Origin of the sequence: Streptomyces albospinus (genome assembly GCF_014648695.1) — a bacterium.
Lineage (GTDB): Bacteria > Actinomycetota > Actinomycetes > Streptomycetales > Streptomycetaceae > Streptomyces > Streptomyces albospinus.
Genome location: NZ_BMRP01000019.1, coordinates 16643 through 39026, shown reverse-complemented (window position 1 = coordinate 39026; position 22384 = coordinate 16643). Strand labels below are relative to the sequence as shown.

At 73.0% G+C, this 22384-nt stretch carries 24 protein-coding genes and 1 tRNA gene; 19 read left to right on the top strand and 6 right to left on the bottom strand.

Features of this window, described 5'->3' with window-relative positions:
* Nucleotides 1-128 precede the first annotated feature (128 nt).
* Nucleotides 129-1346, top strand: a complete 1218-nt coding sequence (locus IEZ17_RS24530) for a glycoside hydrolase family 10-like protein (protein WP_444544826.1) — start codon at nt 129-131, stop codon at nt 1344-1346.
* Nucleotides 1347-1395: 49 nt separating this feature from the next.
* Here the strand turns inward: IEZ17_RS24530 and IEZ17_RS24525 are convergent, their stop codons facing one another.
* Complete coding sequence (locus tag IEZ17_RS24525) at nt 1396-1605, bottom strand: DUF1918 domain-containing protein (RefSeq protein WP_189303576.1); 210 nt, start codon at nt 1603-1605, stop codon at nt 1396-1398.
* Between the two features lie 212 nt (nt 1606-1817).
* Nucleotides 1818-2765 carry a DMT family transporter gene (locus IEZ17_RS24520; protein ID WP_189303574.1) on the bottom strand — a complete coding sequence of 316 codons (948 nt, stop codon included), beginning with the start codon at nt 2763-2765 and terminating at the stop codon, nt 1818-1820.
* On the opposite strand from IEZ17_RS24520, the gene IEZ17_RS24515 reads away from it, so the two are divergent.
* From IEZ17_RS24515 to IEZ17_RS24505, 3 genes are all read left to right on the top strand, one after another.
* Nucleotides 2764-4230, top strand: a complete 1467-nt coding sequence (locus tag IEZ17_RS24515; protein ID WP_189303572.1) for an aminotransferase-like domain-containing protein — start codon at nt 2764-2766, stop codon at nt 4228-4230. The genes IEZ17_RS24520 and IEZ17_RS24515 overlap by 2 nt on opposite strands.
* A gap of 78 nt (nt 4231-4308) precedes the next feature.
* Complete coding sequence (locus tag IEZ17_RS24510; protein ID WP_189303570.1) at nt 4309-4761, top strand: GNAT family N-acetyltransferase; 453 nt, start codon at nt 4309-4311, stop codon at nt 4759-4761.
* Between the two features lie 589 nt (nt 4762-5350).
* The gene (locus IEZ17_RS24505; RefSeq protein ID WP_189303569.1) at nt 5351-5506 is read left to right on the top strand and encodes a hypothetical protein; all 156 of its coding nucleotides are present in this window, start codon (nt 5351-5353) and stop codon (nt 5504-5506) included.
* A 43-nt stretch (nt 5507-5549) separates the two neighbouring features.
* On the opposite strand, the gene IEZ17_RS24500 is transcribed toward IEZ17_RS24505, so the two are convergent.
* On the bottom strand, nt 5550-6359 hold the full coding sequence (locus IEZ17_RS24500; protein ID WP_189303568.1) for a helix-turn-helix transcriptional regulator: 810 nt from the start codon (nt 6357-6359) through the stop codon (nt 5550-5552).
* 124 nt (nt 6360-6483) lie between these two features.
* Nucleotides 6484-7587 (bottom strand): class I SAM-dependent methyltransferase, encoded by a 1104-nt coding sequence (locus IEZ17_RS24495; RefSeq protein ID WP_189303567.1) that lies wholly within the window; start codon nt 7585-7587, stop codon nt 6484-6486.
* 126 nt (nt 7588-7713) lie between these two features.
* Between IEZ17_RS24495 and IEZ17_RS24490 the strand changes: the two genes are divergently transcribed.
* A complete protein-coding gene (locus IEZ17_RS24490) occupies nt 7714-7905 on the top strand; it encodes a DUF1059 domain-containing protein (protein WP_189303566.1) in 192 nt (63 codons plus the stop codon).
* 231 nt (nt 7906-8136) lie between these two features.
* The gene (locus IEZ17_RS24485; protein WP_189303565.1) at nt 8137-9684 is read left to right on the top strand and encodes a N,N-dimethylformamidase beta subunit family domain-containing protein; all 1548 of its coding nucleotides are present in this window, start codon (nt 8137-8139) and stop codon (nt 9682-9684) included.
* Nucleotides 9685-9726: 42 nt separating this feature from the next.
* Here the strand turns inward: IEZ17_RS24485 and IEZ17_RS24480 are convergent, their stop codons facing one another.
* Nucleotides 9727-10332 carry a GPP34 family phosphoprotein gene (locus IEZ17_RS24480; protein ID WP_189303564.1) on the bottom strand — a complete coding sequence of 202 codons (606 nt, stop codon included), beginning with the start codon at nt 10330-10332 and terminating at the stop codon, nt 9727-9729.
* A 240-nt stretch (nt 10333-10572) separates the two neighbouring features.
* On the opposite strand from IEZ17_RS24480, the gene IEZ17_RS24475 reads away from it, so the two are divergent.
* The 10 genes from IEZ17_RS24475 (at nt 10573) to pstS (ending at nt 18774) form a co-directional block, all read left to right on the top strand.
* Nucleotides 10573-11352 carry an SDR family oxidoreductase gene (locus IEZ17_RS24475; RefSeq protein WP_189303563.1) on the top strand — a complete coding sequence of 260 codons (780 nt, stop codon included), beginning with the start codon at nt 10573-10575 and terminating at the stop codon, nt 11350-11352.
* Between the two features lie 63 nt (nt 11353-11415).
* Nucleotides 11416-11871, top strand: a complete 456-nt coding sequence (locus tag IEZ17_RS24470; RefSeq protein WP_229852602.1) for a helix-turn-helix domain-containing protein — start codon at nt 11416-11418, stop codon at nt 11869-11871.
* Nucleotides 11872-11881: 10 nt separating this feature from the next.
* Nucleotides 11882-12298 (top strand): VOC family protein, encoded by a 417-nt coding sequence (locus tag IEZ17_RS24465; protein ID WP_043263571.1) that lies wholly within the window; start codon nt 11882-11884, stop codon nt 12296-12298.
* Between the two features lie 186 nt (nt 12299-12484).
* Entirely contained in the window at nt 12485-13513 is a 1029-nt protein-coding gene (gene argC / locus IEZ17_RS24460; RefSeq protein WP_189303559.1) for an N-acetyl-gamma-glutamyl-phosphate reductase, read from the top strand.
* A complete protein-coding gene (locus IEZ17_RS43910) occupies nt 13510-13632 on the top strand; it encodes a hypothetical protein (RefSeq protein ID WP_268249841.1) in 123 nt (40 codons plus the stop codon). Before argC ends, IEZ17_RS43910 begins: the two co-directional genes overlap by 4 nt.
* Nucleotides 13629-14783, top strand: coding sequence for a bifunctional glutamate N-acetyltransferase/amino-acid acetyltransferase ArgJ (argJ, locus tag IEZ17_RS24455; RefSeq protein ID WP_189303557.1), 1155 nt, complete (start codon nt 13629-13631; stop codon nt 14781-14783). The genes IEZ17_RS43910 and argJ overlap by 4 nt, the downstream gene beginning before the upstream one ends.
* Nucleotides 14780-15718 carry an acetylglutamate kinase gene (gene argB / locus IEZ17_RS24450; protein WP_189303555.1) on the top strand — a complete coding sequence of 313 codons (939 nt, stop codon included), beginning with the start codon at nt 14780-14782 and terminating at the stop codon, nt 15716-15718. Before argJ ends, argB begins: the two co-directional genes overlap by 4 nt.
* The gene (locus IEZ17_RS24445; RefSeq protein WP_189303553.1) at nt 15715-16947 is read left to right on the top strand and encodes an acetylornithine transaminase; all 1233 of its coding nucleotides are present in this window, start codon (nt 15715-15717) and stop codon (nt 16945-16947) included. Before argB ends, IEZ17_RS24445 begins: the two co-directional genes overlap by 4 nt.
* A 19-nt stretch (nt 16948-16966) precedes the next feature.
* On the top strand, nt 16967-17506 hold the full coding sequence (locus IEZ17_RS24440) for an arginine repressor (protein WP_189303551.1): 540 nt from the start codon (nt 16967-16969) through the stop codon (nt 17504-17506).
* A gap of 116 nt (nt 17507-17622) precedes the next feature.
* Nucleotides 17623-18774, top strand: a complete 1152-nt coding sequence (gene pstS, locus IEZ17_RS24435; RefSeq protein ID WP_189303549.1) for a phosphate ABC transporter substrate-binding protein PstS — start codon at nt 17623-17625, stop codon at nt 18772-18774.
* A gap of 103 nt (nt 18775-18877) precedes the next feature.
* Here the strand turns inward: pstS and IEZ17_RS24430 are convergent.
* A tRNA-Pro gene (locus tag IEZ17_RS24430) sits at nt 18878-18951 on the bottom strand.
* 154 nt (nt 18952-19105) lie between these two features.
* Between IEZ17_RS24430 and IEZ17_RS24425 the strand changes: the two genes are divergently transcribed.
* The 3 genes from IEZ17_RS24425 to argH all read left to right on the top strand — a co-directional run.
* A complete protein-coding gene (locus tag IEZ17_RS24425) occupies nt 19106-19501 on the top strand; it encodes a DUF488 domain-containing protein (protein WP_189303547.1) in 396 nt (131 codons plus the stop codon).
* A 138-nt stretch (nt 19502-19639) separates the two neighbouring features.
* Nucleotides 19640-20836, top strand: a complete 1197-nt coding sequence (locus tag IEZ17_RS24420) for an argininosuccinate synthase (RefSeq protein WP_189303545.1) — start codon at nt 19640-19642, stop codon at nt 20834-20836.
* A 115-nt stretch (nt 20837-20951) separates the two neighbouring features.
* Nucleotides 20952-22384, top strand: a 1433-nt coding sequence (argH, locus tag IEZ17_RS24415; protein ID WP_189303543.1) for an argininosuccinate lyase, incomplete at its 3' end; no start/stop codon positions are given.

Genomic DNA, 22384 nt, shown 5'->3' with positions numbered 1-22384 from the left:
GGTACGCCGTAAGGGTCCGACGCCCGCCTCGGCCCCGACGTTACTCCGCGAGGTGCTGGGACAAGGGCGCCGGGGCAGGCATTCTGAGCCTTCGGAACGGGATGAAATAGAAGAATTGGGGGCTTTTGGTGGCAGGGATGACACGGCGCGGGTTCGGAGCGGCGGCGGTGGGAGCCACGTCGTGGCTGCTGGCGCCGGGCACGAAGGCGGGCGCGGACGGGGTGATCCGGCGCGAGATGCGGGGGATGTGGCTGGCGACGGTCGCCAATCTCGACTGGCCCTCGAAACCGGGGCTGGGGCGCGCCGAGCAGCAGCGGGAGCTGGCGGCGCTGCTGGACGTGGCGGTCGAACGGCGGTTCAGTGCGGTGTTCTTCCAGGCGCGGCCCACGGCCGATGCGCTGTGGCCGTCGCCGTACGAGCCCTGGGCGCAGTGTCTGACCGGTACGCAGGGCCGCGACCCGGGCTGGGACCCGCTCGGCTTCGCGGTCCGCGAGGCGCACCGGCGCGATCTGGAACTGCACGCGTGGTTCAACCCGTACCGGGTGGCCAACCACACCGACCCCGGCCGGCTGGCGCCCGGCCACCCCGCGCGCCGCCACCCGGGGTGGGTGGTCCCGTACGGCGACAAGCTCTACTACAACCCGGGGCTGCCGGAGGTCCGCCGGTTCGTGCAGGACGCGATGCTGGACGCGGTGCGGCACTACCCCGTCGACGGGGTGCACTTCGACGACTACTTCTATCCGTATCCGGTCGCCGGCGAGTCCTTCGGCGACGACGCGGCGTACGAGGAGTACGGCGAGGACTTCGCACACCGCGGCGACTGGCGGCGGTGGAACATCGACCGGCTGGTGCGGGAGATGAGCGAAGCGCTGAACGGGCTGGGGCGGCGGGTGCGGTTCGGGGTGAGCCCGTTCGCGGTGTGGCGCAACCGCACCACGGACCCGCTGGGCTCGCGCACCGAGGCCGGGGTGCAGACCTACGACGATCTCTACGCCGACACCCGTCGGTGGGTCCGGCACAACTGGATCGACTACATCGTGCCGCAGGTGTACTGGCCCCTCGGCTTCCCGGCCGCCGACTACGCGGAGCTGGTGTCCTGGTGGGCCCGGACGGCGACCGGAACCGGCGTCGACGTGTATATCGGCGAGGCGCTGTACAAGGCGGGCCGGAAGGGCGACCCCGCCGCCTGGCGGAACCCCGCCGAACTCTCCCGGCACGTCGCCTTCGCCCGCCGCTACCCGCAGATCGGCGGGCATGTCTACTTCTCGGCCAAGGACGTGGTCAAGGACCCGCTGGGCGCGCTGGCGCGGGTCGTCCGGGACCACTACGGCGGCGCTTCCCGGTAGGGGAGCGCGCGCCGTGCGGTCTCAGGGCCGGCGGTAGCGGGCGGTCCCGCTACGCCGTGGTGTGGGTGCGGACGGTCCTGGTGTGCTGGACGACGCAGTCCGGGCCGGGCCACATGATCGTTTCGTGGCCGTCCTCGGCGCGGACGCGGAAGGGCGGTTCGCCGTTCGACCCCAGCACTTCGATGATCTCCACGACATGGTCGCCGTGCCCGACGGTCCTGCCGTGCACCAGCAGCCAGTCGCCCGTTTTCGCATGCATCCGGTGTCCTCCCGCGTCGGGTGGCCGTGCGACCACACGGCCGACTGCGCGACGGCCGGGCGGTGGGCGGCCAGCGGATGACGGACCTGGGACGGCCCGGACGGCGTAACCCGCCATCGCCGCAAGTTTACGTCCGGGGGCGCCGCTCGCACCCCGGGGAGCGGCGCGGCGCCCGGTCCCGGGCAGCGGGGCCGACCGGGTCCCGGTCCCGGTCAGCCCCGTGCGCGCTGGGTGACCGCGATGCACGCCAGGACCGCCAGCGCCGCCGCGGGTGCGGCCGGCGGCAGCCGCTCGCCGAGCAGCACCACGGACCAGACCAGCGTCAACAGCGGCTGCGCCAGCTGGAGTTGGCTCGCCTTGGAGACGCCGATGGCGGCCATCCCGCGGTACCACACGACCATGCCCAGGATCGTCGAGCCGGCCGCCAGCCACAGCAGCCCGGCGACCGCATGCGCCGTGAGGTGCAGCGGCTCGGCGGACAGCGCCACGACCGCGCCCGGCGCGGTCAGCGGGAGCGCCAGCACCAGCGCCCAGCCGATCACCTGCCACCCGGGCATGTGGCGGGCCAGCCGCCCTCCCTCGGTGTAGCCCGCCGCGCACACCAGCAGCGCCGCGAAGAGGTACAGGTCGCCGGTGCTCGGCGCGCCGCCGCTCTGCTGCACCGCGAAGCCGACGACCACCGCGGCGCCGGCGAGCGAGGCGATCCAGAACGTACGGGAGGGCCGGGCGCCGGTCCGCAGCGCCGAGCAGGCGGCGGTGGTCAGCGGCAGCAGGCCGACCACGACGGCGGCGTGCGAGGTGGTGGAGGTCTGTAGCGCGAGGGTGGTCAGCAGCGGGAAGCCGAGGACGACACCGCCCGCGACGACGGCGATGCCCGCCCAGTGGCGCCGCTCCGGGATGCGGACCCGGCCGGCGGCCAGGCAGCCGCCCGCCAGCACCGCGGCCAGCACGCTGCGCAGCATCACCGCGGTCCACGGGCCCATGCCCTCCAGCGCCCAGGCGGTCGCCGGGAAGGTGAGCGAGAAGGCGGCGACGCCGAGGGACGCGAGCAGGGCGCCGGAGCGGGGTGCGCGGGCCGCCGCGGGCTGCGGGGTGCGCGGCGGCTCCGGGGCGGTGACCGCTATCGCGTCGAGGGTGGTAGCGCTATTGTTGGCTCTCATGCAAGAGCGTAGCAGTGGTGCCGAACTGGCCGCGATCCTCCGTGCAGAGTTGAAGCGCTACTCTCCAGGTGAGAAGCTGCCATCGAGTCGGGTGCTCGTCGAGCGGCATCGGGTCAGCCCGGTGACCGTCTCCCGGGCGCTCGCCGCACTGGTCGCCGAGGGCCTGGTCGTCACCCGCCCCGGCGCCGGGGCCTTCCGCGCCGAACCCCGCGGCGAAACCGCGAAGCCGCTCGACACCTCCTGGCAGGAGATCGCGCTGAGCGCCGAACCGGCCGGCGACCAGGTCCCGCGCAGCGTCGACGCGTCCGGCGTGCTGGCCACCCTCGCCGCCCCCGCGCCCGGCGTCATCGAGCTCAACGGCGGCTATCTGCACCCCGCCCTCCAGCCCGAACGCGCCCTCGCGGCGGCCCTGGCACGGGCCGGGCGGCGGCCGGGCGCCTGGAGCCGGCCGCCGCTGGACGGGGTCCCGGAGCTGCGGGCCTGGTTCGCGCGGGAGATCGGCGGCCCCGGGGGCGGCCCGGCCGCCAGTGACGTACTGATCACCGCCGGCGGCCAGAGCGCGCTGACCGCCGCGCTGCGCGCGCTCGCCGCGCCCGGCGCCCCGGTGCTCGTCGAGTCCCCTACCTACCCCGGCATGCTGGCCGTCGCCCGCGCCTCCGGGCTGCGCCCGGTACCGGTACCGATGGACGCCGACGGGGTGCGGACCGATCTGCTCGCCGACGCCTTCCGGGTCAGCGGCGCCCGGCTGTTCGTCTGCCAGCCGCTGTTCCAGAACCCGTCCGGCGCGGTGCTGGCGGGGGAGCGGCGGCGCGAGGTGCTGCGGGTGGCGCGCGCGGCCGGCGCGTTCGTGATCGAGGACGACTTCGCCCGGCTGCTGGTCCACGACGACGCGCCCGCGCTGCCGCCGACGCTGTTCGCGGACGACACGGACGGCACCGTCGTCCATGTCCGCTCGCTCACCAAGGCCACCTCGCCAAGCCTGCGGGTGGGGGCGCTGGCGGCCCGCGGCCCGGTCCTGGACCGGCTGCGCGCCATCCAGGTCGTCGACAGCTTCTTCGTGTCGGGGCCCCTCCAGGAGGCCGCGCTGGAACTCGTCGGATCGCCCGCCTGGACTCGCCATCTGCGGCAGATCGCACAGGAGTTGACGGCTCGTCGGAAGACCGTGCTGGCCGCGCTGCACCGGGAGCTGCCCGCCCTCGCGGCACGCGGGCTCGGGCACCCCGCGGCGCCCGGCGGCTACCACCTCTGGCTGCGGCTGCCGGACGGTACCGACGAGGCGGCGCTGACCGGTGCGGCGCTGCGCGCAGGCGTCGCGGTCGCGGCCGGTCGCCCGTACTTCGCCGCCGAACCGCCCGCCGCCCATCTGCGGCTGAGCTTCGCGTCGGCGGGCGGCAGCGGCGAACTGTCGGAGGGCATCCGCCGGCTCCGGGTGGCGTGCCAGGAGCTGGGGGTGCCGGTGGAATAAGCGCCGGCCCGCGGGGGTGGTCGGGGTGCTTCGCTCGCCGGTTCGACTCCGGGGCCGCCCTTCTGCCAACCTCCCGGCATGACCGACCACGCCCTCGACGGCTACGAGATCTCCACCGACCCGGCCCGCCTGGACGCCGACCTGGTCCACCACTGGCTGTCCGCCGACACCTACTGGGCCCTCGGCCGCACCCGCGCGATGCAGGACCGCGCCGTCGGAAACTCGCTGAACTTCGGCCTGTACGAGGAGAGTTCGGGCCGCCAGGCGGCGTACGCCCGGATCGTCACCGACTATGCGACGTTCGCCTGGCTCTGCGACGTCTACGTCTGCCGCGACGCCCGCGGCAAGGGCCTGGGTACCGGCCTGGTCGAGGCGATCGCCGCGCACATGACCCCCTTCGGGCTGTCCCGTCTCACGCTCGCCACCAAGGACGCCCACGGCGTCTACGAGAAGGTCGGCTTCCGGACGCTGACGACACCGGAGCAGTGGATGACCATGGGGCTGATCGACCCGGGGCCGATCGGGATCTGACGGGGCGGGCTTGCACAGGCCATGCGCCTCGGAGACGCACCGGCCGCCCGGCAGGGCGTCGAGGCCGCGGTGCCGGAGCGCCGGGCGCCGGGTCCGCACCGGCCCGATACTCGCCACCGCCAACCGCCAACCGCCAACCGCCAACCGCCAACCGCCAACCGCCAACCGCCAACCGCCAACCGCCAACCGCCAACCGCCGGCCCGCGGACCGCAGTCGGTCCGGTCGGGCGCGCACCCGCGCTTCGGCGCACAGGAGTTGCGGACAGCGGTACCGGTCGTGGCAGTGGCAGTGGCAGTGGCAGTGGCAGTGGCAGTGGCGGTCGGCGGCTCGCGGAGTGCGAGGCGGATCCGTACGGCGGGGAAGAAGGCGTCCCGGGGGCGTATCCCGTCCTGGTCCGTTCGGCGAGCCGAGTCGGCGACAACTCACGGTCCAGCGCGCGGAGTTCGAGGCGTTCCCCGGCCCAGGAGCGGAACGCGGCGGTCGGTCGGCGAGGGTGTCGTCCGGGTCGAAGAGGGCCGTGGCGGCATGCAGTGGCGTTGGTCGGGCCGCCGGTGAACCGCGTTGCGGACATGGCCCAGAGTCCGGCCCATGGCCGTGGACCCGTCACCGACTCCCCGTCCCTGGGTGGCACAGGCGCTGCGCCGTCTCGCCGCGAAGGGGCTGGATCCGGTGCCGTACGAGGCCGTACTGGACGCGTTCGCGGAGCGCGGGGAGTGGCCGGAGCGGCGGCGGGCCACCGCGTGACGCGGGCGGGCCGCAGCGCGTGCGCCCGCCCGGAGGGCCTGCCTCAGGACGGCGGACGGCTGCCGGGGGCCGCGGCCTCCGTGCCCCACACCGCGTCGAGGCCGCGGACCGGGTCGGTGCCGCGCATCAGCCAGGCGTTCGCCGCCGCCACCCGGCCGCCGACGCGGAGCTTCGCGTAGGCGTGCTCCAGGTGCTTGTCGACGGTGCGCGGGCTGATCGCCAGGCGGTGCGCGATCTGCTGGTTCGTCAGACCGTGTGCGAGCAGCCCGAGTACGGCGGACTCCCGGCGGGTGACCAGGTCGGGGGCGGGGGCCGGGGACGGCGGGGCGAGCCGGTTGAGGACCCGGCTGAGGCGGGTGCGCAGCAGTCCGGCGGCGGTCACGTCGGCCGCGCTGAAGTCGCTGCCGTGGCCGCCGCGGCTGACCACCACGCAGACCCGCCGCGGTACGCCGGCGGCGTAGCCCGCGGGGAAGGACATGGCGAGCTGCCGCTCGGCGTCGAACGGCCGGTAGACGTCGGCGTAGGCGGGCAGCGCGTGGAACTCGGCGCGGGTCTGGAGGGTCGAGCGGAGCATCGGGGTGCCGCTGCCGAGGCGGGTGTGCCGCACGAACGAGTCGGTCCACCACTGCCGGTCGAACGCGTCCAGGACGTCCTGGCTCAGCAGGTCGTCCGGGAGGGTGCGCAGCGGGTGGAGCGGGTCGGGCCGGGGCGACCAGATGAGGCTGTCGCCGGGCAGCGCGCCGAGCAGCAGCGGGAGCAGCGCCGGCACAAGGGACTCCTCGTCCACGGCGTCGATCAGCAGGTCCACGACGGACAGGATGCGCCGCAGGCCGACCTCCGCGGCAGCGCTCATACGTCCAGCGTGCCGAGCACGGCAGCTGGGGTCAAGGCCCGTCCGGGACCGCCCCGGACGGGCAGCCCGGAGGTCGAGGCCGCCCGGCCGGCCGGGGGAAGACCGGCCGGGGGCGTCGGGCGCGCTAACGCCCGACGGCATAGACGCGGTTGACCGGGCTCTCTGCGGCGAGCTTCCAGTGGTGCAGCCCGGCTGCGTCGGCGATGTCCCGCATCGCCTCCTCACCCGCGTGGTTTCCCAGTGCCTGCGGACCGTGCTGGGCCAGCGCGGACGGCAGGCAGACGGCGACCGAGGCGGCGGTCAGCACCCGGCCGATGGGGTTGGCGTTCTCCTCGGCGTGCGACGAGACGTTCGGCTCCACGATCATGCACAGGCCGTCCTCGGCCAGCGCGTGCTCGGCGTGCCGGAGCGCGCCGCCCGGGTCGCCGGTGTCGTGCAGGCAGTCGAAGAAGGTGATCAGGTCGAAGTCCTCACCGGGGAAGTCCTGGGCGGTGGCGACCTCGAAGCGGACCCGGTCGCCGATGCCCTGCTCGGCCGCGACACCGCGGGCCGCCTCGACGGACGGACGGTGGAAGTCGTAGCCGACGAACCGCGACCGCGGGAACGCCCGCGCCATCAGCGCGGTGGAGTAGCCGTAGCCGCACCCGATGTCCGCGACCTTCGCGCCGCGCTCCAGCTTGTCCACCACGCCGCCGAGCGAAGCCAGCCACTCCGGCACCAGTGCGGCCGTGTAGCCCGGCCGGAAGAACTTCGCGGTGCCCGCGAACAGCGCCGGCCCGTGCTCCTCCCAGCCGACGCCCTCGCCGGTGCGGAAGGCGTCCATGAGGGCGTCCTCGGTGGCGTACAGGGCCTGGAGCGCGGTGAAGAACCCGGCCGCGTAGCTGGGGAGTTCCGGATCCGCCAGGACGGCGGCGTGCGCGTCGGGCAGCAGGTAGGTGTCGGTGTCGGGCGCGTATGTCACGTACTCGCCGGCGACCTGCGCGGCCAGCCATTCGCGGACGTAGCGCTCGACCAGCCCGGTGCGCACGGCGAGCTCCGCGGAGGTGAGGGGACCGGCGCCGGCCATCGCCTCGTACAGCCCGAGCCGGTCGCCGAGGGCGGTGCACAGGCCGGCGACCGCGGCCCCGCCGTCGGTGATCACCCGCTCCAGGAAGTCCCGCACCTGTGCGTCCCCGGCAGCGTCGCCGCCCCGGGCCCCGCCGGTCGCGACATGGGCGGACGTCGCCATGGCCGTCACCTCCTCGCCTGCCTCCACTGCACCAGCTCCGGCGGCCCGACCGCCATACGCGATTCCCCGTATGCGGAGGGCGGCGCGCCGCGGCCGGGCCGACACTGGGAGGCGAGGAGGTGGATCGTGCGCAAGAAGATCGACTGCCGGGACCACCCGAGCGAGACGCACTGCACCCTCGTCATCGCCGGCGAGGAGGAGGAAGTGGTCCGTGCCGCCTGCGAGCACGCGGTATCGGTCCACGGCCACACGGACGGTCCCGAACTGCGGGAGCAGATCCGGTCGTCCCTCAAGAACGAGATGCCGCAGCACGCCTGAGCTGCTCGTGGCGGCAGTGCCGTGCCCGGCCGTCCTCATGGGCGGCCGGGCACGGCCGTGCGGACCGGCCGGGGCCGCCGTCCGCGCATTCGGGCCCTCCGGGGTCGTCCGGCGGCGCGCCGCGGCGCAGCATCGTCCTGAGGGGGCAGCGGGTCCGGCGACGGCGACCCGTGAGGACACCGGGGCCGGACCGCCGGCGCCGCGCACCGGCGACCCGACGGGAGCGATCCGATGAACGACCGTACGGGCGGCGGCCTGGACCGCCGGCACTTCCTCGGCGCCGCGGCGGCCGGTGCCGCCGGTCTCGCCACGGGCCTCACCGGCTGCGACGCCTCCGACGGCGACCGGCCCGCCCCCGCCACCGGCGACCAGCCGTCCCTCACCGCCGAGCGAAACCGCCCCGGCAGCCCCGACTGGCGGCTGGGCTCCGCCGGCCCGCCCGACGCGGTCTCGGGCTATACCGACCGGGTGAGCGTCCTGCCCGGCGAGGAGTTCGGGCTCCATGTCTCCACCACCGCGCCCGGCTACCGGGTCTCGGCCTACCGGGTCGGCTGGTACGGCGGTGCCCAGGCACGGCTGGTGTGGCGCTCCGACCGGCTGGCGGGGCAGCGGCAGCGGGACCCCCGGCTGCTGCCGGAGACCCGTACCGTCCGGGCCGACTGGCCGCGCAGCACCGCCGTCCGCACCGACGGCTGGCCTCCCGGCGCGTATCTGCTCCGCCTCGACGCCGAGCACGGCCACCAGCGCTACGTCCCGCTGATCGTCCGCTCGGCCGCCACCGCGGGCCGCACCGTCCTGATGCACGCGGTGACGACCTGGCAGGCGTACAACACCTGGGGCGGCTACAGCCTCTACCAGGGCGAGGACGGCGCCTACGCCACCCGCTCGCTGGCCGTCGCCTTCGACCGCCCCTACGACGCCACCGGCGCCGAGAAGTTCCTGGTCTACGAGCGCGCCCTGGTCGTCCTCGCGGAACGGCTCGGCCTCCCGCTCGCCTACACCACGTCCGTGGACGTCCACCGCGACCCGTCCGCTCTCCACGGGGCGAGCGCCGCCCTCTCCCTCGGCCACGACGAGTACTGGACCCCGCAGCAGCGCGACCATGTCACCCGGGCCCGCGACTCCGGCACCAACCTCGCCTTCCTCGGCGCCAACGCCTGCTTCCGCAGGGTCCGCCTGGAGTCCGGCCCGACCGGACCGCTGCGCACGGTCGCCTGCTACAAGACCGCCTACCGCGACGACCCCGGCTTCGCGGCCCACCGCGAGCCGCCCACCCACGACTTCCGCGAACCGCCGGCCGCCGACCCGGAGTCCGCGCTGACCGGCGTCTTCTACGAGGGCTACCCGACGGACGCCCCGTACGTCGTGCACGCCGCGGACCACTGGCTCTTCACCGGCACCGGCGTACGGCCCGGCGACTCCTTCCCCCACCTCGTCGGCGTCGAGTACGACCGGGTCACCCCGGAGTCCCCCACCCCCGCCGAACTGGAGATCATCGCCCACTCCCCGCTCGTCTGCCGGGGCCGCGCCAGCCACGCCGACTCCGCCTACTACACGGTCCCCAGCGGTGCCGGCGTCTTCGCCACCGGCACCATGCGCTGGGTCGAGGCGCTCATGGCGGGCACCGCCGACGACGGCCGCGACCACGGCATCGACACCCGCGCCGGGGCCTTCGTCACCCGCACCACGGAGAACCTGCTGCACGCCTTCGCCGCGGGCCCGGCGGCCAAGCACCGCCCGGCGCCGCGGCGCAACACCGGCAGCGTCTACGGGACGTGAGGGACCGGGCCGTTCACCTGCGAGCGCCTGCCCGCCGGTCCGTCACTCACCCCGCCAGATGTTCTCGAACGCGGCCTCTTCGATGGCGCGCCGCTGCCGTACGGCCGCCAACTCCTGGAGCGCGTCGTTGACGACGGCCAGCACGGTCGTCACCGCCTCGTCGACCACGCCGGGCGCGTCCTCGGCCGGCTCCGCGCCGTACCCGAGCGCCGTCGCGAGCGCGGTGAGCACCGGCTCCTGTGCCGCCCAGCGGTCCGCGGCCTGCCACCGCGCGGGCGAATCCGCCGGTACCGGCGCGCCCTTCCGGAACGGCAGCCCCCGATGGCGCTGCCGGATGAGCTGTCCCTCGTCCTCCAGGAGGGCCGTGTACGCATCGGCCAGCCCGCGGCCCCTGCGCCACAGCCAGTCGTCGACGGTCTCGTAGGGCGCGTCCCGGACCAGCGACTCCGCGGCCTGCGCCAGCAGGCGGTCGGGCAGTCCCGGCAGGTAGCCCGGCACGATGCGTTCGCCGTCCAGGCGGACGGCCTCGGCGCCGAGGAGGTCGATCACCTCGGCTCCGGCGAGCGCGAGCGACAGATCGCCCCGCTCCACCGGATGCCGGGGTGTCCGCTCCAGGCTGACGAGCAACAGATCTCGCGGTGTGGTCATGACAGCTCCCGATGAGAGGCGACCTCCGCCCGCTGCACACCCCTGCCTTCGACCTTACGGAGCACGGGCGGCGGTTGCATCCCGCACCGCTCCCGTCCGTGCCGGGAGGCGGTCCGGAGCCACCTGGTGCAAGCTGCCGCCATGGGGCCCACGGGTACGAACGCCGAGAGCGCGAGGACCGCCAGGACCGCCAGGACCGCCGGAAACGCAGAGAAACCCGAGAGACCCGAGAAGCCCGAGATGACCGCGAACGCCGGGGCCGTGGGTCCGGGCGCACCGCTGGCGGGCTGTGTGGCGCTGGTGACCGGTGCGTCGAGCGGCATCGGGGCGGCCACCGCCCTGGCGCTGGCCCGGGAGGGCGCGGCGCTCGCGCTGGTGGCCCGGCGCACCGAGCGGCTGGCGGAGCTGACCGACACGATCCGGGCGCAGGGCGGCTCGTGCGCCGCCATCACCGCCGATCTGCGGGACAGCGCCCGCGCCCGGCGCAGCGTCGCGGAGGCCGTCGAGCGCTTCGGGCGGCTGGACGTGCTGGTGAACAACGCCGGTTACGTCGCGATGGGGGCACTGGAGGAGGTCGGCCCGGAGGACCTCGACCGGACGGTCGACCTCAATCTGACGGCCGTTCTGCACCTGTCGCGGGCGGCACTGCCGCATCTGCTGGGCGCAGCGGCGGACGGCCCGCGCGGGGTCGCAGACCTGGTCGCCGTCAGCTCGGTCGCGGGCCGCGTGGCGCGCCGCGGCAACAGTGTCTACTCGGCGACCAAGCACGCGGTGTGCGCGTTCAGCGAGGCGCTGCGCCAGGAGGTGACCGGACGCGGTGTGCGGGTGGGGGTGGTCGAGCCGGGGCTGACCTCGACGGAGATGGCGACCGGCGCCGGGATCGCCGCGGCCCGCGGTATGCCGCAGGACTCCTGGCTGCGGGCCGAGGACATCGCCCGTGCCCTCGTCTTCATGGTCACCCAGCCCCCGCACGTCGCGATCAACGAGATCATGGTGCGCCCCACGGCCCAGGAGCACTGACCCCGTACCGGCCCCGGCGGCAGCCGGCCGGGCGGCGTCCGCCGCCGTGCGATGCTGGAGCGCGTGACACTTGAGGACCTGGTCAGGCTCCGCCGCGCGCGGGACGCGATGGACCGCGACTATGCGCAGCCGCTGGACGTCCCGGCGCTGGCGAGCATTGCCCTGATGTCCCCCGGGCACTTCTCCCGCAGCTTCCGCGCCGCCTTCGGCGAGACGCCCTACAGCTACCTGATGACCCGCCGTGTCGAGCGGGCCAAGGCGCTGCTGCGGCGGGGCGACCTGAGTGTGACGGAGGTCTGCTTCGCGGTCGGCTGTACCTCCCTGGGGTCGTTCAGCTCGCGCTTCACCGAGCTGGTCGGCGAGAGCCCGAGTGCGTACCGGGCCCGCCGCCACGAGGCGGGCGCCGCGATCCCGGCGTGCGTCGCCAAGATCCTCACCCGACCGGTCAGGAACGGCGCACCGGCCGCGGCCGGCCAACCGGTCAGGATCGGAGAAGCGGACTCCGCCGCCGCCTCGTAGCGTCGGAGGCATGGACATCAAGCTCTCGCAGTGCTTCATCGCCGTCGACGACCATGACAAAGCGCTCGCCTTCTACCGCGACGTCCTCGGCCTGGAGGTGCGCAACGACGTCGCCTTCGAGGGGATGCGCTGGGTGACCGTCGGATCGCCCGCCCAGCCGGACGTGGAGATCGTCCTCGAACCGCCGCTCGCCAACCCCAACGCCTCGCCGGCCGACCGCCAGGCGATGGCGGAACTGCTGGCCAAGGGGAACCTGCGCGGCGTGATCTTCTCCACCGACGACTGCGACGCCACCTTCGAACGGATCCGGGCCGCCGGCGGCGAAGTCCTCCAGGAGCCGATCGACCAGCCCTACGGTGTCCGCGACTGCGCGTTCCGCGACCCGGCCGGCAACATGCTCCGCTTCACCCAGCCCCGCACCCGCTGACCCCTTTCCGTACGCCCTTCCACACATCGTTCGTCCCGTCCGTCCGTACGTCGCGGTGCCCCCGGCCGCAGCCGCAGCCCGGGTGGCTCCGCGACGTCGGCGTGTCGCCCCCCGCCGGCCTCGACCCGAACTCGTTGCATAAAACTGCTGCGCTCCGTATAGTCATGCCATCGAGGAGGAGGGTCCATGACGGTACGAGCAGCAGTCGCCGGTGCGAGCGGATACGCGGGAGGTGAGGTCCTGCGCCTGCTCCTGGGGCACCCGGAGGTCGAGATCGGGGCGCTGACCGGGCACTCCAACGCGGGTCAGCGCCTGGGCGCACTGCAACCGCACCTGGTGCCGCTGGCCGACCGGGAACTGGCCCCCACCTCCGCCGAGGTGCTGGCCGGCCACGACGTCGTCTTCCTCGCGCTGCCGCACGGGCAGTCCGCGGCGGTCGCCGAGCAGCTCGGGCCGGATGTGCTGATCGTGGACTGCGGCGCGGACTTCCGGCTGAAGGACGCCGCCGACTGGGCGGCGTTCTACGGCTCGGCCCACGCGGGCACCTGGCCGTACGGCCTTCCCGAACTGCCCGGCGGCCGTGCTGCGTTGCAGGGGTCCAAGCGCATCGCGGTCCCGGGCTGCTACCCGACCGCCGTCTCGCTCGCGCTCTTCCCCGCCTACGCCGCCGCTCTCGCCGAGCCGGAGGCCGTGGTCGTCGCGGCCACCGGCACCTCGGGCGCGGGCAAGGCCCTCAAGCCGCATCTGCTGGGCTCCGAGGTCATGGGCTCGATGAGCCCGTACGGCGTCGGGGGCGGGCACCGGCACACCCCCGAGATGATCCAGAACCTCAGCGCGGTGGCCGGCGAGCGGGTCACGGTGTCCTTCACCCCGACCCTCGCGCCCATGGCGCGCGGCATCCTCGCCACCTGCTCGGCGAAGGCCGTGCCCGGCGTGGACGCCGGGACCGTGCGGGCCGCGTACGAGAAGGCGCTGGCGGACGAGCCGTTCGTCCGGCTGCTGCCCGAGGGCCAGTGGCCGGCGACCGCCTCCGTCTACGGCTCCAACGCCGCGCAGATCCAGGTGGCGTACGACCCGGCGGCCGGCCGGATCATCGCGATCAGCGCCATCGACAACCTCACCAAGGGGACCGCGGGCGGCGCCGTCCAGTCCATGAACATCGCCCTCGGCCTCGACGAGACCGCCGGACTTTCGACGATCGGGGTTGCACCATGAGCTGGGGGTACCTCCCAGCGGTAGCTGGGGGAGCACGCGCAGCCGCCGGGCCGCAGATGACCATGAAGGCCGCGCTGCTGCGCTGCGCGGGCGGAGAAGCGAACAAGGAGGCGCCGTGAGCGTCACGGCAGCAAAGGGATTCTCCGCGGCGGGTATCGCCGCCGGGATCAAGGAGAACGGGAACCCGGACCTCGCCCTGGTGGTGAACAACGGGCCGCGCCTGGCCGCCGCCGGTGTGTTCACCTCGAACCGGGTCAAGGCGGCGCCGGTCGTCTGGTCCGAGCAGGTCCTCAAGGGCGGCCGGGTCTCCGCGGTGATCCTCAACTCCGGTGGTGCCAACGCCTGTACGGGGCCGCTCGGGTTCCAGGACACCCACGCGACCGCCGAGAAGGTCGCCGAGGTGCTGGACGGGCACAGCGCCGGGGAGGTGGCGGTCGCGTCCACCGGGCTGATCGGGCTGCGGCTCCCGATGGACAAGCTGCTGCCGGGAGTTGAGCGGGCCGCCGCCGAACTGACCGAGCACGGCGGCGAGAAGGCCGCCATCGCCATCAAGACCACCGACAGCATCCACAAGACCGCCCAGGTCGGCCAGGAAGGCTGGACCGTCGGCGGGATGGCCAAGGGCGCCGGCATGCTCGCTCCCGGCCTCGCCACCATGCTCGTGGTGCTGACCACCGACGCCGATCTGCCCGCCGCCGACCTGGACACGGCACTGCGCGCGGCCACCCGCACCACCTTCGACCGGGTCGACTCCGACGGCTGCATGTCCACGAACGACACGGTGCTGCTGCTGGCCTCCGGCGCCTCCGGCGTCGTACCGGACCGGGGCGCCTTCGCCGAGGCGGTCCGCACGGTCTGCGACGACCTCGCCCGGCAGCTGATCGGCGACGCCGAGGGCGCCAGCAAGGACATCCGGATCGAGGTCGTCAACGCGGCCAGCGAGGACGACGCGGTCGAGGTCGGCCGGTCCATCGCGCGCAACAACCTGCTCAAGTGCGCCATCCACGGCGAGGACCCCAACTGGGGCCGGGTGCTCTCCGCCATCGGCACCACCTCCGCCGCCTTCGAGCCGGACCAGCTGAACGTCGCGATCAACGACGTCTGGGTCTGCAAGAACGGCTCGGTGGGGGAGGACCGCGACCTCGTCGACATGCGCTTCCGGGAGGTGCGGATCACCGCCGACCTCGCCGCCGGCACCGAGTCCGCGGTCATCTGGTCCAACGACCTCACGGCCGACTACGTCCACGAGAACAGCGCCTACTCCTCATGAGCACCCGCAAGCACAACGCGCTCCCCAAGGCCCGCACGCTCATCGAGGCGCTGCCCTGGCTGACCCGGCATCACGGCAAGACCGTCGTCATCAAGTTCGGCGGCAACGCGATGATCGACGACGAGCTGAAGCGCGCCTTCGCGCAGGACGTGGTGTTCCTGCGGCACGCCGGGCTGCGGCCCGTCGTCGTGCACGGCGGCGGGCCGCAGATCAGCGCGCAGCTGGAACTGCTCGGCCTGGAATCGGAGTTCAAGGGCGGGCTCCGGGTCACCTCGCCCGAGGCGATGAACGTCGTACGGATGGTGCTGGCCGGCCAGGTGCAGCGCGAACTGGTCGGGCTGCTCAACGAGCACGGCCCGCTGGCCGTCGGCATGACCGGCGAGGACGCCCATCTGATGACCGCGACCAAGCACTACGCGGACATCGACGGGCAGCAGGTCGACATCGGCCGGGTCGGCGAGATCACCGCCATCGACCCCGGCGCGGTGCAGGCCCTGCTGGACGACGGCCGGATCCCGGTGATCTCGTCCATCGCGCGCAGCAGCGACGAGGGCGATGCCTCCGGCATCTTCAACGTCAACGCCGACACCGCCGCCGCCGCGCTGGCGGCGGCGCTGGGCGCGGAGACCCTGATGGTGCTCACCGACGTCGAGGGGCTGTACGAGGACTGGCCGCACAGCGACGAGGTGATCTCCCGGCTCACCGCGAGCCAACTGGAGAAGCTGCTGCCCGATCTGGCCAGCGGCATGGTCCCGAAGATGCAGGGCTGCCTGCACGCCGTTCGCAACGGTGTGCACACCGCCCGCGTCATCGACGGGCGGGTCCAGCACTCGATCCTGCTGGAGATCTTCACGGACGAGGGCATCGGCACGATGGTGGTGCCGGACCCCGAGCCGGAAACGGGCACGAGCGGCACCCAGGAGGGGACGGAATGAGCGGGTCGGCAGCAACCCGGACCAACGGAGGCCCGGTGACGAACGAAGGGCTCACCCAGCGCTGGCAGGGCGCCATGATGCACAACTTCGGCATCCCGCGCGTCCCGCTCGTCCGCGGCGAGGGCGTCACGGTGTGGGACGCCGACGGCAGGGAGTACCTCGACTTCCTCGGCGGCATCGCGGTCAACGCGCTCGGCCACGCCCACCCCGCGGTGGTCCGCGCCGTCTCCGACCAGATCGCCACCCTCGGCCATGTCTCGAACTTCTTCGTCAGCGAGCCCACCGTGGCCCTCGCCGAGCGGCTGCTCGGGCTCGCCGGGCGCCCGGGCCGGGTCTACTTCGCCAACTCCGGCGCCGAGGCCAACGAGGCCGCATTCAAGATCGGCCGGCTGACCGGCAGGACCCACATGGTCTCCACGGTCGGCGGCTTCCACGGCCGGACCATGGGCGCCCTCGCACTCACCGGACAGCCCGCCAAGCAGGGCCCGTTCGCCCCGCTGCCCGGCGAGGTCGACTATGTGCCGTACGGGGACGCCGAGGCGCTGCGCGCCGCCGTCACCACCGACACCGCCCTCGTCATCCTGGAGCCCGTCCAGGGCGAGAACGGCGTGGTCGTCCCGCCGCCCGGCTATCTCCAGGCGGCCCGTGAGATCACCGCGGCCACCGGGACCCTGCTCGTCCTCGACGAGATCCAGACCGGCATCGGCCGGACCGGGCACTGGCTGGAATCCCAGGCGCAGGGCGTCGAGGCGGACGTCATCACCCTCGCCAAGGGCCTGGGCGGCGGACTGCCCATCGGTGCCACGCTGGCCTTCGGCCCCGCCGCCGACCTCCTCACCCCGGGCCTGCACGGCTCGACCTTCAGCGGCAACCCGGTCGTCTGCGCCGGAGCCCTCGCCGTCCTGGACACCATCGAGGCGGAGGGCGTCCTCGATCAGGTCAAGCGGGTCGGCGAGCGGCTGCGCGCCGGGACCGAGGCGCTGGGCCACCCATTGGTCAGCCAGGTCCGCGGAGCCGGTCTGCTCCTGGGTATCGTCTTGACGGAGCCCCTCGCACCGCGGGTGCAACAGGCGGCTCAGGACGCGGGCCTCCTGGTGAACGCGGTCGCGCCGGACGTCATCCGGCTCGCCCCGCCGCTGATCGTCTCGGACGAGGAAGCGGACACGTTCCTCCGGAAGCTTCCCGACGTCCTCAACGCGGCCCGCCAAGCGGCCGACGGGGACCAATGATCCGGAGACTGACGCAACGATGACCGTGCCGCAGGACAACGAGTACAACGGTGGCCAGGCCGTACCGCAGACGCGCACCGCCCGCCACCGCCGGATCGTGGACATCCTCAACCGGCAGCCGGTCCGCTCCCAGAGCCAGCTCGCGAAGCTGCTCGCCGACGACGGGCTCTCCGTCACCCAGGCGACGCTCTCCCGCGACCTGGACGAACTGGGCGCGGTCAAGATCCGCAACACCGGCGGCGAGCTGATCTACGCGGTGCCCAGCGAGGGCGGCGACCGCAAACCCCGCGCGCCGCTGGGCGAGTCCGCCAAGGAGGAGCGGATGCGCCGCCTCTCCGGCGAACTCCTGATCTCCGCCGAGGCGTCCGCCAACCTCGTTGTCCTGCGCACCCCGCCCGGCGCCGCCCAGTTCCTGGCGTCCGCCATCGACCAGGCCGAACTCCACGACATCCTCGGCACCATCGCCGGCGACGACACCCTGATGCTCATCAGCCGCGACCCGGCGGGCGGCCAGCAGCTGGCGGACCATCTGCTGCGCCTGGCGCAGAAGGCCCACTGACGCACCGGTTCCGCCGGGAATTACCGATAGTTCCGAATCATCTGCATATAGTGACGGAGGTCTACTACCCCCTGCCGCGTCGGCCGAGCCCGGTCCGCGGGAAGGAGCACCAGCGCGTGAAACTCCAGCGGAAGGGCCGGCCGTACACCAAGGCGGCCGGGGTGGCGGTCATCTCCGGCGCCCTGGCGCTGACCGCCTGCGGCTCGAACGGCGGTTCCCACTCCTCCGGCTCGTCGCCCAGCGCCTCCAAGTCGGCCACCGCCGCCGCCGGCGCGAGCGGGATCGCCTGCGGCAAGGCGGCCGGGCTGCAAGCCTCCGGCTCGACGGCGCAGCAGTACGCCATGAAGTTCTGGATCAAGAGCTACACGCACGCCTGCCCCGACATCAGGATCGACTACACCGGCAACGGCTCCGGCGCCGGCCAGAACGAGTTCCTGGCCGGCAGGACCGCGTTTGCGGGGTCGGACTCCCCGCTGACCGCCGACCAGGTCGACCGGTCCAGGAAAGTCTGCTCCGACGGCGGCCAGGCGATCCACCTGCCGATGGTCGGCGGACCGATCGCGGTCGGCTTCAACGTCCCCGGGGTCGACCGGCTGGTGCTGGACGCCCCCACCCTCGCGAAGATCTTCAACGGGCAGATCGCCACGTGGAACGATCCGGCGATCGCCCAGCGGAACAGGGCCGCCAAGCTGCCCTCGACGCCGATCCAGCCGTTCCACCGCTCCGACTCCTCCGGAACGACGGACAACTTCACCGCGTATCTGCACGCCGCAGCGCCGGACGCCTGGCCGAACGCCCACAGCAAGGACTGGACGGGCAAGGGCGGCAAGTCCGCCAAGGGGTCCGCGGACCTCGCCTCCCAAGTGCAGCGGACCGACGGCGCGATCGGCTACGTCGAGCTGCCGTATGCCGTCGACCGCATGATCCACACGGTCTCGGTCGACACCGGAGCACCGACCCCCGCCGACGCCAACGTGATCGCGGCCTCCCAGGCGATCGCCGGCGCCCGGACCGCCGAGAGCGGCGGTGACCTGCTCCTCGACCTCGACTACGCGACCAAGGCCTCCGGTGCCTACCCCATCGACGTGGTCACCTACGAGATCGTCTGCGACAAGGGCAACAAGCCGGCGACCTGGCCCGCCACCAAGGCGTTCCTGGCGTACGTCGCCAGCCAGAAGGGCCAGGAGAACCTGACCTTCCAGGGCTACGCGACCCTCCCGGCCAAGGTCATGGACCGGGTCCGCGCCGAGATCGGCAAACTGTCGTGACGTCCGGGCCCCCGCGCTGAAGCGCTCCGGCGGAAGCCGGCCACCACATGGGAAAAGGCCGTTTCCGATTCTCGGAAACGGCCTTCGACCTGCAATAACACCGTCGGGACGACAGGATTTGAACCTGCGACCCCTTGACCCCCAGTCAAGTGCGCTACCAAGCTGCGCCACGTCCCGGTGCTCGAACCGGCCGGATTGCTCCCGGCCGGGCGTGCAGGAGAAAAACTACCCTGTCCCGGCCCATGAATCCAAAGCGGGTCTCCATTGGGGAGGGCGAGGGGTGCCCGCCGGCGTTCCTGCGGAGCGCGCGTGGCCGTGTTTCGATGAGGTTATGTCTGCTAAGTCCCGTAAGGGTGATGTGTCAACCGTCGGCGACCTCCGGGTGCGCCGGGTGTACGAGTCGCCGGAGCCGGCGGACGGGGCCCGGGTGCTGGTCGACCGGCTGTGGCCCAGGGGGCTGGCCAAGGAGGATGCCCGGCTGACCGAGTGGTGCAAGGACGCGGCGCCCTCGTCCGAGCTGCGGCGGTGGTACGGGCACGAGGAGGGGCGGTTCGAGGAGTTCGCCGCGCGGTACCGGGGCGAGCTGGCGGAGGACCGTCCGCGGGCGGCGCTGCGGCATCTGCGGGAGCTGGCGGCGGACGGGCCGCTGACGCTGCTGACCGCGACCAAGGAGCTGTCCGTCAGTCATGTGACGGTCCTGCTGGAGGTGCTCCGGGAAGGCGACTGATGCGCGCGGAGCGGTTCTCCGCCGCCCGCGCGATATCGAGGGTGCACCGCTGACCTGCACGTTTCCCGGACCGTTGACGAAACATACGGTGGAGTGCATACTTATGCCTATCAGCACGTGCACTGTAAGGAGAACCCCGTGACCGAGCGCGTCGTACTCGCCTACTCGGGCGGCCTGGACACCTCCGTCTGCATCGGCTGGATCGCCGAGGAGACGGGCGCCGAGGTCATCGCCGTTGCCGTGGACGTCGGCCAGGGCGGCGAGGACCTGGACGTCATCCGCAAGCGGGCGCTCGCCTGCGGTGCCGTGGAAGCCGAGGTCGCGGACGCCAAGGACGAGTTCGCCGATGAGTACTGCCTCCCGGCGATCAAGGCCAACGCCCTCTACATGGACCGCTATCCGCTGGTCTCCGCGCTCTCGCGGCCGGCCATCGTCAAGCACCTGGTCGCCGCCGCCGAGAAGCACGGCGCGACGACCGTCGCCCACGGCTGCACCGGCAAGGGGAACGACCAGGTGCGCTTCGAGGCGGGCATCTCGTCCCTCGCCCCGGACCTGAAGTGCATCGCGCCGGTCCGTGACTACGCGATGACCCGGGACCGGGCGATCGCGTTCTGCGAGGAGAAGAACCTGCCGATCGCGACCACCAAGAAGTCGCCGTACTCGATCGACCAGAACGTCTTCGGGCGTGCCGTGGAGACCGGCTTCCTGGAGGACATCTGGAACGCGCCGATCGAGGACGTGTACGAGTACACGCAGAACCCGGCCACCCCGCGCGAGGCCGACGAGGTCATCATCACCTTCAAGGCCGGTGTGCCGGTCGCCGTCGACGGCAAGCCGGTCACCGTCCTCCAGGCGATCCAGCAGCTCAACGAGCGGGCCGGCGTCCAGGGCATCGGCCGGATCGACATGGTCGAGGACCGGCTGGTCGGCATCAAGTCCCGCGAGGTGTACGAGGCGCCGGGCGCGATCGCGCTGATCACCGCGCACCAGGAGCTGGAGAACGTCACCGTCGAGCGCGAACTGGCCCGCTACAAGCGGCAGGTGGAGCAGCGCTGGGGCGAGCTGGTCTACGACGGCCTGTGGTTCTCGCCGCTCAAGCGGGCCCTGGACGGCTTCATCAACGAGGCCAACCAGGCCGTGTCCGGCGACATCCGGATGACCCTGCACGGTGGCCGCGCGGTCGTCACCGGCCGGAAGTCCGACCAGTCGCTCTACGACTTCAACCTGGCGACGTACGACACCGGCGACACCTTCGACCAGTCGCTCTCCAAGGGCTTCATCGAGCTCTTCGGTATGTCGAGCAAGATCGCGGCCAAGCGGGACCACGCAGGCTGAGCCCGACCGGACCCGGCGTAGCCGCGTCCGCGCCCGGCTCGTTACCCACCTACGACGGCCGCCTCCCTGCCTGCCCGGGGAGGCGGCGGCACATCCACGGCTTTGAGGAGCAGCAGTGAGCAGCAACAGCGGTGACGTCCGGCTCTGGGGCGGCCGGTTCGCCGATGGTCCCGCGGAGGCCCTGGCCCAGCTCTCCGCATCCGTCCACTTCGACTGGCGGCTCGCGCCGTACGACATCGCCGGCTCGCGCGCACACGCCCGTGTGCTCCACAAGGCGGGACTGCTCACCGAGGACGAGCTGACCCGGATGCTCGCCGGCCTCGACCAGCTCGAACGCGACGTCGCCGACGGCTCGTTCACCGGCACCGTCGCCGACGAGGACGTGCACACCGCCCTGGAGCGCGGGCTGCTGGAGCAGCTCGGTCCGGACCTCGGCGGCAAGCTGCGGGCCGGCCGGTCCCGCAACGACCAGGTCGCCACGCTCTTCCGGATGTACCTGCGCGACCACGCCCGGATCATCGGCGCGCTGATCGCCGACCTCCAGGAGGCGCTGGTCGGCCTCGCCGAGGCGCACCCGGACGTCGCCATGCCGGGCCGGACGCACCTCCAGCACGCCCAGCCGGTGCTCTTCGCCCACCATGTGCTGGCGCATGTGCAGTCGCTGTCCCGGGACGCCGAGCGGCTGCGGCAGTGGGACGAGCGCACCGCCGTCTCGCCGTACGGATCGGGCGCGCTGGCCGGTTCCTCGCTCGGCCTGGACCCGGAGGCGGTCGCCGCGGACCTCGGCTTCGAGCACGGCTCGGTCGGCAACTCCATCGACGGCACCGCCTCGCGGGACTTCGTCGCCGAGTTCGCCTTCATCACGGCGATGATCGGGGTCAACCTGTCGCGGATCGCCGAGGAGGTCATCATCTGGAACACGAAGGAGTTCTCCTTCGTGACCCTGCACGACGCCTTCTCCACCGGCTCGTCGATCATGCCGCAGAAGAAGAACCCGGACATCGCCGAGCTGGCACGCGGCAAGTCCGGCCGGCTGATCGGCAATCTGACCGGGCTGCTGGCGACCCTCAAGGCGCTGCCGCTCGCGTACAACCGGGACCTCCAGGAGGACAAGGAGCCGGTTTTCGACTCCTGCGACCAACTGGAGGTGCTGCTCCCGGCGTTCACCGGGATGATGGCCACCCTCACGGTCCACCGCGAGCGGATGGCGGAGCTGGCGCCGGCCGGCTTCTCGCTCGCCACCGACATCGCGGAGTGGCTGGTCAAGCAGGGCGTGCCGTTCCGGGTGGCGCACGAGGTCGCCGGCGAGTGCGTCAAGGAGTGCGAGGCGCACGGCATCGAGCTGGACCAGCTCACCGACGAGCAGTTCGCCAAGATCTCGCCGCATCTGACGCCCGAGGTCCGCGGTGTGCTGAACGTTCCCGGTGCGCTCGCCTCGCGCAGCGGCCGGGGCGGTACGGCGCCGTCGGCGGTGGCGGTGCAGCTCGCCGAGGTACGCGCCGACCTGGTGCGGCAGCAGGAGTGGGCCGCGGCCAAGAAGCGGCCGTG